The 13,257-nt window shown below is 71.7% G+C and carries 10 protein-coding genes and 1 tRNA gene; 7 read left to right on the top strand and 4 right to left on the bottom strand.

Annotated elements, in window-relative coordinates; all coding sequences use genetic code 11:
• The first annotated feature begins 269 nt into the window (after positions 1-269).
• Positions 270-2,066 (top strand): lytic transglycosylase domain-containing protein, encoded by a 1,797-nt coding sequence (locus tag ABZ951_RS22880; protein WP_344086222.1) that lies wholly within the window; start codon positions 270-272, stop codon positions 2,064-2,066.
• Positions 2,067-2,115: 49 nt separating this feature from the next.
• Here the strand turns inward: ABZ951_RS22880 and ABZ951_RS22875 are convergent, their stop codons facing one another.
• The 3 genes from ABZ951_RS22875 to ABZ951_RS22865 form a co-directional block, all read right to left on the bottom strand.
• A complete protein-coding gene (locus ABZ951_RS22875) occupies positions 2,116-2,955 on the bottom strand; it encodes a cellulose-binding protein (protein ID WP_361280561.1) in 840 nt (279 codons plus the stop codon).
• A 260-nt stretch (positions 2,956-3,215) separates the two neighbouring features.
• Positions 3,216-5,783: an SUKH-4 family immunity protein gene (locus ABZ951_RS22870; RefSeq protein WP_344086228.1), complete on the bottom strand. Its 2,568-nt coding sequence runs from the start codon at positions 5,781-5,783 to the stop codon at positions 3,216-3,218.
• A 7-nt stretch (positions 5,784-5,790) separates the two neighbouring features.
• Positions 5,791-6,768, bottom strand: a complete 978-nt coding sequence (locus ABZ951_RS22865) for an HNH endonuclease (protein WP_344086231.1) — start codon at positions 6,766-6,768, stop codon at positions 5,791-5,793.
• A 353-nt stretch (positions 6,769-7,121) separates the two neighbouring features.
• On the opposite strand from ABZ951_RS22865, the gene ABZ951_RS22860 reads away from it, so the two are divergent.
• Together ABZ951_RS22860 and ABZ951_RS22855 are read left to right on the top strand one after the other, a co-directional pair.
• Positions 7,122-7,661 carry a YwqJ-related putative deaminase gene (locus ABZ951_RS22860; protein WP_344086234.1) on the top strand — a complete coding sequence of 180 codons (540 nt, stop codon included), beginning with the start codon at positions 7,122-7,124 and terminating at the stop codon, positions 7,659-7,661.
• A gap of 3 nt (positions 7,662-7,664) precedes the next feature.
• Positions 7,665-8,171 carry an SUKH-3 domain-containing protein gene (locus ABZ951_RS22855; protein ID WP_344086237.1) on the top strand — a complete coding sequence of 169 codons (507 nt, stop codon included), beginning with the start codon at positions 7,665-7,667 and terminating at the stop codon, positions 8,169-8,171.
• Between the two features lie 88 nt (positions 8,172-8,259).
• Here ABZ951_RS22855 and ABZ951_RS22850 read toward each other — a convergent pair whose 3' ends face one another.
• On the bottom strand, positions 8,260-9,630 hold the full coding sequence (locus ABZ951_RS22850) for a histidine kinase (protein WP_344086240.1): 1,371 nt from the start codon (positions 9,628-9,630) through the stop codon (positions 8,260-8,262).
• Positions 9,631-9,785: 155 nt separating this feature from the next.
• Between ABZ951_RS22850 and ABZ951_RS22845 the strand changes: the two genes are divergently transcribed.
• The 4 genes from ABZ951_RS22845 (at position 9,786) to ABZ951_RS22830 (ending at position 13,213) form a co-directional block, all read left to right on the top strand.
• A complete protein-coding gene (locus ABZ951_RS22845) occupies positions 9,786-10,469 on the top strand; it encodes a hypothetical protein (RefSeq protein WP_344086243.1) in 684 nt (227 codons plus the stop codon).
• A 29-nt stretch (positions 10,470-10,498) separates the two neighbouring features.
• Positions 10,499-10,570 (top strand) — tRNA-Gln (locus tag ABZ951_RS22840).
• Between the two features lie 116 nt (positions 10,571-10,686).
• Positions 10,687-12,162: a bifunctional UDP-N-acetylglucosamine diphosphorylase/glucosamine-1-phosphate N-acetyltransferase GlmU gene (glmU, locus tag ABZ951_RS22835; RefSeq protein ID WP_344086245.1), complete on the top strand. Its 1,476-nt coding sequence runs from the start codon at positions 10,687-10,689 to the stop codon at positions 12,160-12,162.
• A 73-nt stretch (positions 12,163-12,235) separates the two neighbouring features.
• Positions 12,236-13,213, top strand: a complete 978-nt coding sequence (locus ABZ951_RS22830; protein WP_344086248.1) for a ribose-phosphate diphosphokinase — start codon at positions 12,236-12,238, stop codon at positions 13,211-13,213.
• Positions 13,214-13,257: the final 44 nt, after the last annotated feature.

Genomic DNA, 13,257 nt, shown 5'->3' with positions numbered 1-13,257 from the left:
GCGGGGACGGCTCGTCCTCCCGCGAGTGCGTGCAAGGGGAACGGACCCCGGGCTGCCTGGTACGGCGTCACTTCCCGCCCAGCAGGGACAAACGCCAGGAATCGGACGAAGAGCCGATCGAGAGAGGGGAACGAGGGGCGAAGAAACCGTGAAGCCGATTCCGCGGCAGGACAACGGAGGCCAGAGGGAATTAGTGTTCGGCTTGGCCGAGTGGGGTGACGTGCGACCTCACTCGCACCGGCCGCCGGTCTCCCTAGGAAGCAGACACCGTGAAGATACTTCGTACTCGCGCTGCCAGCGTCTCCCGGCAGGGACTGTGCACGGCTCTGCTCGTCGCCAGCCTGACCGCCGCGGTCGGCGTCAGCCCGCCGCACAACACCGCTGACGCCGACGACACCGCGCCCGGACCCGACAACCCCCAGGGCCTGCCCCACGGCACGCCGAACCTGACCCTGCCCGACCTCAAGCCGCGCTCACCGGGCGGGCTCCCCGGCAAGCCCGGCGAGGGCGCGGGGGGCACGGACAGCGCCTCCGGCATCCCCGCCACCGCCCTGGCCGCCTACCAGAAGGCCGCGCAGACCACCCAGGCCGAACTGCCGGGCTGTCACATCCCCTGGCAGCTCATCGCCGGCATCGGCAAGGTCGAGTCGCACCACGGCACCATGGAAGGCAGACACCTCAACGCCGACGGGCTCGCCGACCAGAAGATCCTCGGCCCCCGCCTGACCGGCGGCGAGTTCGCCGTCATCAAAGACACCGACGGCGGCCGCTGGGACGACGACACCGAGTACGACCGGGCCGTCGGCCCCACCCAGTTCATCCCGTCCACCTGGGAGAGCTTCGGCGCCGACGGCAACGGCGACGGGATCAAGGACCCCAACAACATCTTCGACGCCTCCCTGGGCACCGCCCGCTACCTGTGCGCGAACAACCGGGACCTCAACAACCCCAGGGACCTCGACAAGGCCGTCCTCGCCTACAACCCCTCCCGCGCGTACGTGAACGCCGTCCTCGCCTGGATGCGGACGTACCAGAGCGGCAACGTCACCGAGCTGCCGGACGCCCCCGGCGGCAGCGGCATCACCCCGGGCGGCAGCGCCCCCGGCGGTACCAGCCCGAGCCCCGGCCGGACGCCGCACACCAAGCCGACGCCGCCCGCCAAGACCGTCCCGCCGGCGAAGCCCACGCCGCCGAGCACGTCGAAGCCGGTGCCTCCGGCGAAGCCGACCCCGCCCGCCGAGCCGAAGCCGCCTCACAAGCCCGGCGGCGACGAGGGATCGAAGCCGACGCCTGCCCCCGCGACCCGTCTGGAGCGGATGGGCGACCGCGCGATCGAGGCCGTCACGGTCGACGTCTTCGAGAAGCGGGCCAGCGTCCGCGCCTGGGACAGCGCCGGGAAGCACACCGCGGGCACCCGCGTCCGATTCGAGATCGTCGGCGTCGAAGGCACCGAGAGCCACTTCATCGGCCGTGACAAGAAGCCCGTTGTCACGACCGGTAAGGACGGCATCGCCACCGCGCCCCAGCTCCTCGCGGGCACCCGGGCGGAACAGTTCGTCGTCCGCGCCACGATCGTCGGCGGCACCGGCGAGGGCGCCTCCGCCGACTTCGACGCCACCGTCAAGGTCGGCACCGTCGACAAGCTCGTCCGCGTCGGCAGCGAGAAGCCGCTCCAGACCGGCGCGGGCACAGCCTTCACCGACAAGGTCGAACTCAAGGCCAGCGGCAACGGCAAGTCCGTCTCAGGCACCACCGTCACCGCCACCGTGACCAGCCCCGACGGCAAGACCGACGTCAAGGCCGGCCCCTACTTCAAGGGCAAGGACGGCAAGCCGGTCCGCACCCTCGATCTGGGCACCACCGACAAGGAAGGCAACGTCACCCTGCCGACCCTGTACGCCGACGAGCACACCGGCGGCTACGCCCTCCGGATCGTCACCGCCAACGGAACGACCCTTCTCCTGCAACTCAACGTCACCGGCCCCCAGCCGGAAACCACCAAGCCCGCGGACAAGCCCACCGGTACGCCCGCCGGCGTCAAGCCCAAGAGCACCCCCGCGACCTGACAGACCGCCGACACCCGCGGTCCCGCCCCCACAGGCGGGACCGCACCCCTCACAGCTCGCCCGCGCCCGCGTCCTCCGCGACCGGCTTTCCCGTCAGCGCCGCCAGGCTGTGCCGCACGTGCGCCATGTGCGCCCGCAGCTCCTCGCGGCGCTCGTCGTGCTCCCGCAGCACCCGCTCCGTGTCCCGCGTGATCCGCTCCTCCCGCACCCGCGCGTGCGCGATCAGCGCGGCCCCCTGCGCCTCGGCGTCCTCCTGACCGTGCCGAGCCGCCTCCTCCGCCTCCGCCACCCGGCGCTGCGCCTCGGCCAGGGCGTTGCGCGCGTACTCCTCCATCGCCGCGATCCGCAGCTCCAGCGCGCCCTCGCGCTCGGCGATCTCACGGCCCGCCGCCTCCCAGCGCTCCGCGTGCTCCTGCTCCTGCTCCGCCAGGGCGGCCGCCGTGCGCTCGCGCATCTCCACCAGCGCCGCCTGCGCGTCCTCGCGCCGCGCCTTGGCCTCCCGGCGCGCCTCGGCCCGCACCTCGTCGGCGAAGGACTCCGCGGCCAGCGTCGCCCGCCGCGCCCACTCGTCCGCCTCGCCCCGGACCGCCACCGCCCACTCGTGCGCGGCCTCCCGCACCGCCCGCCCGTGCGCCTCCGCGGCCTCCCGCGCCTCGCCGGCCGCCGCGTCCGCCCGCTCCCGCAGCCCCGCGGCCTCCGCCTGGGCGGTGAACAGCAGCCCCTGGGCCCGGTGCCCCAGCGACTCGTACGTCTGCGGCGGAAGCTGCCCGACCAGCTGCCCCAGCCGGGCGAGCTCGTCCTCCATCTCCCGCTCCAGCACCGTCAGCCGGGCCGCCCGCTCCCACGCCGCATCCCGCCGGCGCGCGAACTCGACGAGGGCGCGCTCCACCTGATCAGGCCGGTAACCACGGCCCCGGACGACAGCCAAACCGTCTGGAGATACCGATGCACTCATCCTTGAAGCCCCTTATAGCCCGGATACCCGGTATGTGACGCGGTCCGGCGCACATCATTCCTGGACGACGGAAATGCCCATAACGCGACACTCCGCCCGCTTCTTCTGTCAAGAATGCGCCAACCGACGACACAGGGCGCCCAACCCCTCACCAAGGGTCGAACGCCCTGCGCCCTCAACACATCAGCCGGCCCTTAGAACAGACCGTCCCACATCTGCTCCACCAGCACGGCCCACCAGTTCTCCGCCGACGCCGTCGCAGCCGGGTCCAACGCCGCCAACTGCTGCTGGAAATCCACCGTCCAGCGCCCGGCCTGCTCCGGCGTCAGACCGTAGCGCCAGCGCCACATCTTGCCGAGCAGCGCCAAAGAGCGAACGAACTGAGGCAGGCTCGTGTTGACGAACTGCGGCGGAACGGGACCACCGTCCGGCCCCGCCTCCAACGGCACCGCCACGATGTGCGCCGTCCCGTACTGCACACACAGCTGACGGCCGTAATCACTGCCCATCACCAGATACGAACCCGCGTCCGGCGCCGCCCGCACACCGCGCTCCGCCGCCAGCTCACCCAGCGTCGGCACCGGACGACCCGGCTGCGCCTGACCCCAGAAGAACGGACCGAAGTCCACCGGCACACCGGCCCACACCAGCGTCTGCGCCACCACGTCCGGCACACCCTGCCGCGACACCGCACGCTGCTCGAACCGGAACACACCCTGCGGACCGAACGACTCCGCCAGCTCACGCCCGATCACATCCGGACCCACCGGCGGCGCCACCTGCACCTGCGACGGATGCGGCAACGGCACCCGGTTGGGCGCAGGCCGCGCCGGACCGTCCGCGACCTGGTGCAACTCGCCCTGGTGCTCCACCAGGTGACGCACACCCTGCTGACGGGTCACATGGTCCCGCCCGTACGCGGCCGTGTGGCTGATCCGCACCTGCGGCCACGTCTCCCGCACCATCCGCGCACAGTAGCCACCCGGCAGGTCACACGACTCCAGCTCCGTGTGCAGCTCCAGCACCTGCTGCGGCGGCACGTTCATCGCCCGCAGCTCGTGCAGGATCTGCCACTCGGGGTGCGGCGTGCCCGGCGCGCTGCGCCGGATCAGCTGCTGCTCCGAACCGTCGGGCGCGCGGTAGCGCAGGACGGCCATGTAGCCGGGCCCGACGGTCGGCAGCCCGGAGGGCGCCTGCGGATAGCCGTACGCGGGAGCCTGCGGGACGGGGGCCGGACCAGGGGCACCCGGCAGGTGCGGCTGACCGGGCGCACCCGGCATCCCCGGCGTCCCCGGACCCGCCAGCATCGTCGCGGCGTGGTGCACACCGCCGGGACCCTGCCCGGGGGCGGCGGGGGGCTGACCGGGGGCACCGGGCGCACCCGGCATGCCCGGTGTCCCCGGACCCGCCAGCATCGTCGCGGCGTGGTGCACAGGAGCAGCGGGCTGACCCGGGGCACCGGGAGGCCCGGGCGGTACGGGACCGCCCGCGGCGGGCTGTCCCGGAGCGCCGGGGGGACCCGGAGGCACGGGGCCGCCCGCACCCGGCCGGCCGGCCGGGGCGCCGGGAGCGCCCGGCAGGTGCGGCTGACCGGGAGCCGCGGGGGCACCCGGCATGCCCGGCGTCCCCGGGCTCGCCAGCATCGTCGCGGCGTGGTGCACAGGAGCAGCGGGCTGACCCGGGGCACCAGGAGGCCCGGGCGGCACCGGGCCGGCACCCGGCCGGCCCACCCCGGACGCACCCGGCTCGCCGACCTGCCCAGGACCACCGGCACCCGGCTGACCAGAAGGACCAGAAGGACCGGAAGCACCGGAAGCACCAGGAACCCCGGGAGGGCCCGGCGGCACCGGGCCACCGGCACCCGGCCGGCCCGCCCCGGCGGCAGGCCCGCCAGGGGCACCGGGCGCACCGGGCGCACCCGGCATCCCCGGCGCGCCAGGAGGACCGGGCGGCACCGGAGCGCCCGGCGCCTGCGACTGACCATGCACTCCGGCAGCCCCCTGCGAAACACCAGAGGCCCCCGCGTTCGGGTCCTCGATCGCCGGAGCGATCGCCGTGGGCGGCAGCGCGCTGCCCGTCGCCATCAGAGCCGTCTTCGCGTCCGGCCGGCTGCCCGCCGGCGGGGTGTCGTCCTCGTCCGTACCCGACAGCGCGGGCGCGAGGACCGTCGCGGGCAGACCGACGGACCGGTCCTCCGCGGCCTCCGCCACGTTCGCGTCGGCCCAGGCGGGCTCACCCGCCGGCTCGTCCACCGCCGCGGCGGCGACCGGCTCGTCCGTTGCGGAAGCAACCTCAGGGGCCGCCGCCACCGGTGCCGGCGGCGGCGGAACGGGCACCGGGGCCGGCGCCGGAGCCGGCGAGGAGCCCGCGCCCGACCGCCGGTCCGGGATCCCGATCGCGTCCGCCGCGTCCTGCAGCCACTGCGGCGGACTCAGCAGGAACGACGTCGCCTCCAGGTCCAGCCGCTTCGGCGGCGTGTCCGCCACCGGCACCGACTCGTCCACGACCCCGTACTCCTCTTCGTACCGCCGGATCACCTCACCCACCGGCAGCCCCGGCCACAGCGTGGTCTCCCCGCTGTCCCGGGCGATCACCAGACGCACCTGGCCACCGTCCGACGTCGGGCCTTCCGCCCGGTCCTCGGCCCAGACCACGAAGCCCAGGTCGAACTCCCGCACCCGGACCTCCCGGTGCTGATACGCCGGAACCTCGGCATTGGCCCAGCGCTCCCCGCGCTCCTGCGCTTGCGCGAACGTCACCATCCCGCGCTCACCCCTCCACCGGGACGGCGTACGCGAAGCCACCGTCGACCATCAGGTTCGCGACGGTCTCCAGCTCCGGCGGGCCGCCGGCCAGCCGCGAGAGAAACACGTCGAAGTCCTCACCACAAGGCAGCAGCAGCCGCTCCACCCGCTCCTGCACCGTCCAGCCGTCCTGGTCCCGGGCGTCGTCGTACGGGCAGAACCACACCGACCCGATCGCCTCGCCCTTCACCTTGACCGCGAGCACACCGCCCTGCACGAAACCGACACCCAGATAGTCCTTGGTGAAGTGGTCACGCAGACACTTGTTCACATACACGAGGTCATTGACCGCGGACTCGTCCCGGACGGTGAAGAACGGCTGGTCCACCAGCAGACCCAGCTCCGCGTCCAGCGCCGCGCCCACCGGGGCACAGCCGCCCGCCGCCTTCAAAAACGCCCGGTAAGCACCCGGCAGGCGGTACCCGAGATCCTCCTCGACGCCCTGCACCTGCTCCTCGGTCACCGCAAGATCCCGCTGCGGCAGCGCGAAGTGCACCGGCCGGGTCTCCTGCAACGGCCGCGTGCCCCGCTTGTCCTGGTCCACGGCGGCCGTCGCCAGCCCACCGTGGTGCCGCAGCAGCGCCTTCACCTCGACCGGCACCAGCTCCAGCCGGCGCGTGCCCGCCACGTGGTGCCACGTCCAGCCGTGCGGCGTCGCCACCGGCGGCAGGGACGACCACAGCTCGTGCCCCTCCGCGTGCAGGGCGGCGTTCGCCGACACGTAGTCCGTCAGCCGCAGCTCGTCGACGCCGAACCCCTCCGGCGGCTCCGCGATCTCGGCGGCGGCCCGCGCGTACGGCGAGAAATCCGGGAAACCGTCCTCGTCCACCCGCACACCCTTGGGATAGCGGCCGGACCGCACCGGATCCGGAAAAAACACGACCTGCCCGGCGTAGGCCGTGTTCGGTGGCGCGGCCTGCTGCCCGAGCCGACCTGTCGTCATGGCGGATGCCCCCTGCTGGCTGTGTCCCCTGGCGGCCCGGACATATGCGGCGAACGCCGCGAACCACCAGACCCCCGGCCGTGCCACGGGACGGCCCGGCCGGACGGTGTCCCCATGGCCGAGAACACCCCGTGCGGCACAGCCTATGCGGTGCCGCAAGCGGCGGACCGCGCCCCGCACCCCCGCCCCGGACCCCCGCCCACCCCCACGACCAGCCGAGTCCCCGGAGTGATCACCCGACACATGAACATCACACAGCACTCACCCAACCCAGACCTGACTTCCACACCGGCCATCCCATTTGGCAGTCTGATCCCCGCAACAGGGGGATTGCACGGGAGGGAAGAACCACCATGCACACGACTCAGGACCGCCGGACCGCCGACGAAGGTGCCACCGCACCCGGCGACCCCCGGCTCAGCTGGAGCGCCACCGAGGACGCCGAACGGCCCCCCGCCCTGCTCCACCGCCGCGACGGCATCCTGCCCGCCGTCGCCGCCGCACTCTCCGTCCGCGGCGAGACCCTCACCTGCACCGGAGGCAAAGCCGACCAGCCCCCGGCACTCCACCCCCTCGTCCAGGACTTCCTCGACACCCTCACCAGCGACCGCCGCGAACGCTTCACCGGCCGCTGCCCCGAAGCCGTCCTCCTCACCCGCTACCTCAGCGCCTTCGAAAGCAGCCGCAGCAAACGCGCCGCCCGCAAACCCCTCACCCACGGCGAAGCCAGACGCGCCCTCAAACACTCCAAACTCACCGCCCGCCACATCCGCGAGGACGGCGACCCCCACCACGGCGGCTACGCACCCCCCTGCCGCTCCTGCACCGCCCTCCTCACCCACTTCGGGGTGCGCGCCGTCGACCCCGCCGCCCCCGCCAACGGCAAGAGCTGACCCATGCGCGCCTTCGACCGCACCGCCGCCACCCGCTTCCCCGTCGCCGTCGACGCCGCCCTCCGCGAAGCCGGCTGGCAACCCGGCCGCTGGGACATCAAAGCCGCCGAGAACTGGGCCGACGCCCTGCGCGCCCACACCTCCCCCGCGGGCCACCGGCACACCGTCTTCCCCGCCGCCGTCGAGGCGTGGGCCGAATTCGGCGGCCTCCACATCACCGCACCCGGTCCGGGGCGCCACATCGCCCCCACGCCCTTCCACATCGACCCGCTCCACGGGCTCCACCTCGCCCGCACCGTCGCCGACCTCGGCCGCGCCCTCGGCGCCGACGTCTGCCCCCTCGGCCAGGAAGCCGACGGCCAGGCCCTCCTGACCATCGACACCCACGGCCGCGTCTACAGCCTCGACCACTCCGGCGACTGGTACCTCGGCTCCGACATCGACCGCGCCATCGGCGCCCTCGTCACCGGAACCCGCCCCTCACGCCTCTCGGCAGGCCCCCGCACCTGAACCTTCCGGCGCCGCCGCCACCCACCACCCACACAGCCCCGCCCAGGCAGCGAGAACCAGCCAAAACCAGGGCGAAAACCAGCCGAACTCACACCCCGCCGACGCCCCCGGCACCCGGGATCACCGCCGACACCCGAAAACCACCCGCATCCGTCGGCCCCGACACAAACACCCCACCCAGCGCCGACACCCGCTCCCGCATCCCCACCAGCCCATTGCCACCACTCGGCAACCCCGCATCCGCCCCACCCTCCGACGGACCGTTCTCCACCTGCAACGCCACCTCACCCTCCCGGTGCGCCACCCGGACCGTCGCCTTCGCCCCCGGCGCGTGCTTGTGCACATTCGTCAGGGCCTCCTGCACCACCCGGTACGCCGTGCGCTCCACCCGCACCCCGTACGAACGCTCCTCCCCCTCCACACACAGCTCCACGACCATCCCCGCCGCCCGCGACTGACCCACCAGATCCTCCAGCTCCACCAGCCTCGGACCCTCACCACCCGCATCCGCGCCACCGGCCGCACCACCCGGCACAGCACCCACCGACACCCGCGCCGAAGCCGCCGAAGCCACCTCAGCCAACCGCTGCGAATCCGCCGCCGCCGACATCCCGGCCACCGCCCCGTCCGACGACGTCCGCAGCACCCCCAGCATCTCCCGCAACTCCGTCAGCGCCTGGCGACCCATATCCCCCACCAGACCCGCGTTCCGCGACGCCTTCTCCGGGTCCTTCAACGCCACCGCCTGCAACGCCGCCGCGTGCACCACCATCAGCGACACCCGGTGCGCCACCACGTCATGCATCTCCCGCGCGATCCGCGTGCGCTCCTCGTTCCGCGCCCAGACCGCCCGCTCCTCCGCCCGGTCCGCCAGCAGCGACAGCTCCCGCTCCAAGCCGTCCGCCCGCTCCCGCAGACTCTCGACCAGCCGGCGCCGCGCCCCCACGTACAAGCCCATCAGCACCGGCGGCGCGGCCAGCCCCAGCGCCATCAGCGCCGAGAAGAACATCACCAGCCACACGCCCGGCTCGTAGCCGTCCTGGCTCAGGTCCTGCTTGAACCGCACGAACGCCACGACGAACGTCCCGACGACCGAGACCCCGGCCAGCACGACCGTCAGCCGGCGCGGCACCTCCGAGGCGGCCAGCGTGTACAGGCCCACGACGCTCAGCAGGAAACCCATCTCGGCCGGCGTGATCGCGATCGCCACGAGCACCAGGACTATCGGCAACCGCCGCCGCAGCACCAGCGAGGCACCGACCAGCACCCCCACCGCCGCGCCGAGCGGCTCCGGCGCACCGACCTGCTCGGCGAAGACGACGCCTTCCACCGCGCACTCCACCGCCGACACCAAGGCCAGCAGGACATCCAGTACGAAACCGCGCTTGCGCGCCCACCACCACGGCCCGTCGGACGCGCCCCGCGCGCCCGCCTCCGCGATTGCCCCCGTTGTGGTCATACCACCCAGACTACGGGCGCCCGCCACCCGTTTTCCGGTACGCGCGGCAGCACGGGGCGGGTGCGATTGGGGGTGAAACCTGCCGGTTTCCCTCGAACTGTTGAATCGACCGTGTTTTCGCCACATGCAAGCCCATGCGAGACGAAGCTGAGCACATGGTCCAACCGAAAACGGACATGCAGGCCCGGGCCCGCGAGCTGCGGCTGGCGGGCAGGACGTACGACGAGATCGTCGCGGAGCTGGGGGTGTCGAAGAGCTCGGTGTCGCTGTGGGTGAGGGATCTGCCGAGACCGGCAAGGAAGATCACAGAGCACAGCCGCGCGATGGCCGAGGCACGCTGGGAACCACTCCGCAGGGCACGCGACCTGCAACGACAGGAGACGAAGAGCGCTGCGACCCAGGAGATAGGCCGCATCTCCGACCGCGAGCTGTTCATCGCGGGCGTTGCCCTCTACTGGGCAGAAGGCACAAAGAGCAAGCCCCACCGACGGAGTGAACTCGTCACCTTCGTCAACAGCGACCCGGACATGATCAGCCTCTACCTGGCCTGGCTACGCCTACTCGGGGTTGAGAACAGCCGGCTCAGATTCCATGTCTTGATCCATGAGTCCGCCGATGTAGCCGCAGCAGAGCACTTCTGGGCAGAACACGTCGGCATCGGTATCGGCTCCTTCGGCAAGACGACCCTCAAGAGACACAACCCGAAGACTGTCCGCAAGAACGTAGGAGAGAACTACCGAGGGTGCCTGACGGTACGGGTCCTACAAGGCGCTGACCTATACCGTCGCATCGAAGGCTGGTGGTACGGCATAGTGTTGGGGGTCAAGCCAGCCGCCTAGCGGAATGTCCCTTTTGGGGCGGCTTGCTATCCGCTGTGGTGTAATTGGCAACACGGGGACCTTTGGAGTCCTTTTTCCAGGTTCGAGTCCTGGCAGCGGAGCTCAAAGTTCGAATGCATCGGGTCCTGACCCCCAGGTCAGGACCCGCCCGCGTTTCGACCGGAAATCGCACCGGTATCCTTCGGATGTCCACCACCCGAAGCCGAAGGGCACACCCGTGAGCGCCAACCGCCCGGCAGCCGTCGTCGTCCTCGCAGCGGGTGAGGGCACCCGCATGAAGTCGGCGACCCCCAAGGTCCTGCACGCGATCTGCGGCCGTTCCCTCGTCGGACACGTCGTCGCCGCCTCCCGCGAGCTGGACCCCGAGCACCTCGTGGTGATCGTCGGGCACGCCCGCGAGCAGGTATCCGCACACCTGGCGGAGATCGACCCCGGCACCCGCACCGCCGTGCAGTACGAGCAGAACGGCACCGGGCACGCCGTGCGCATGGGCCTGGAGGCCCTCGGTGACAGCGGGGTCGTCCTCGCCGGCACCGTCGTCGTGGTCTGCGGCGACACCCCCCTGCTGACCGGCGAGACGCTCAAGAAGCTCAGCGACGTCCACGCGGCCGACGGCAACGCCGTCACCGTGCTGACCGCCGAGGTGCCCGACTCCACCGGCTACGGGCGCATCGTCCGCGACGCGACCGGTGCCGTGACGGCGATCGTCGAGCACAAGGACGCCGACGACGCGCAGCGCGCCATCCGGGAGATCAACTCCGGGGTGTTCGCGTTCGACGCCCAGCTTCTCGCCGACGCCCTCGGCAAGGTCCGCACGGACAACAGCCAGGGCGAGGAGTACCTGACCGACGTGCTGGGCATCCTGCGCGAGGCCGGGCACCGGGTGGGCGCGGCCGTGGCCGGGGACCACCGGGAGATCCTGGGGATCAACAACCGCGTCCAGCTCGCCGAGGCCCGCAAGCTGCTCAACGAGCGGCTGCTGCACGCGGCGATGATGAGCGGTGTGACGGTCGTGGACCCGGCCTCGACGCTGGTCGACGTGACGGTGACGTTCGGGCCGGACGCGGTCGTGCACCCGGGCACCCAGCTGCTGGGCGCCACCCATGTGGCCTCGGGCGCCGAGGTGGGGCCGAACTCGCGGCTGACGGACACCACGGTCGGCGCGGGCGCCACGGTGAGCAACACCGTGGCGGAGGGCGCGCTGATCGGCGAGGGTGCGAGCGTCGGCCCGTTCGCGTACCTGCGGCCGGGCACGCGGCTGGGGGCGAAGTCCAAGGCCGGCGCGTACGTGGAGATGAAGAACGCCGTGATCGGCGAGGGCACGAAGGTGCCGCATCTCTCGTACGTCGGTGACGCGACGATCGGTGAGTTCACGAACATCGGCGCCGCGAGCGTCTTCGTGAACTACGACGGTGTGAACAAGCACCACACGACGATCGGCTCGCACTGCCGGACCGGCTCGGACAACATGTTTGTGGCTCCGGTCACGATCGGGGACGGCGCGTACACCGCGGCCGGCTCGGTCATCACCAAGGATGTGCCCCCGGGTTCGCTGGCTGTCGCACGTGGGCAGCAGCGGAATATCGAGGGCTGGGTGGCTCGTAAGCGCCCGGGAAGCGCAGCCGCTCAGGCCGCTTCTGCTGCTGGCCAGGACGCCCGTGCGGAGGGTCGGGAGACCGACGGCGGGCAGTGACCGTGACACGGGTACGTCATGCGGGGCGTACCGTGATAAGCGCACACAAAGCGACATCCAAGGAGACTGTGCTGTGACCGGGATCAAGACGACCGGCGAGAAGAAGCTGATGCTCTTCTCCGGCCGCGCCCACCCCGAGCTTGCCGAGGAGGTCGCGCATCAGCTGGGCGTCGGCCTGGTCCCGACCAAGGCGTTCGACTTCGCCAACGGCGAGATCTACGTCCGCTTCCAGGAGTCGGCGCGTGGCGCGGACTGCTTCCTGATGCAGAGCCACACGGCTCCGATCAACAAGTGGGTCATGGAGCAGCTCATCATGCTCGATGCCCTGAAGCGTGCCTCGGCCCGGAGCATCACCGTGGTGGTGCCGTTCTACGGCTATGCCCGTCAGGACAAGAAGCACCGTGGCCGTGAGCCGATCTCGGCCCGCCTGATCGCGGATCTGTTCAAGACGGCGGGTGCGGACCGTATTCTCACGGTCGATCTGCACACGGACCAGATTCAGGGCTTCTTCGACGGCCCGGTGGATCACCTGTTCGCGCTGCCGATCCTGGCGGACTACGTGGGCGCGAAGGTGGACCGCGACAAGCTGACGGTTGTCTCTCCGGACGCGGGCCGCGTGCGGGTCGCCGACCGCTGGTGCGACCGTCTGGGCGCGCCGCTGGCGATCGTGCACAAGCGCCGTGACAAGGATGTCGCCAATCAGGTCACCGTGCACGAGGTCGTCGGTGATGTGAAGGGTCGTGTGTGTGTCCTGGTGGACGACATGATCGACACGGGTGGCACGATCTGCGCCGCGGCGGACGCGCTGTTCGCCAATGGTGCGGAGGACGTCATCGTGACGGCGACGCACGGTGTGCTGTCGGGTCCGGCGGCCGATCGTCTGAAGAACTCGAAGGTGAGTGAGTTCGTGTTCACGAACACACTGCCGACGCCGGGTGAGCTGGAGCTGGACAAGATCACGGTGCTGTCGATCGCGCCGACGATCGCGCGTGCGGTGCGCGAGGTGTTCGAGGACGGTTCGGTGACGAGCCTCTTCGAGGAGCAGGCGTAGTCGTCTGCCGGTCGGTCGCGTACTGATCGATTTCTGGGCGGTCT

The organism is Streptomyces sp. NPDC046215 (genome assembly GCF_040646215.1).
GTDB classification, from domain to species: Bacteria; Actinomycetota; Actinomycetes; order Streptomycetales; family Streptomycetaceae; genus Streptomyces; species Streptomyces stramineus.
The sequence above is the reverse complement of the archived record's forward strand: the minus strand, read 5'-3'. Positions and strand labels throughout refer to the sequence as shown.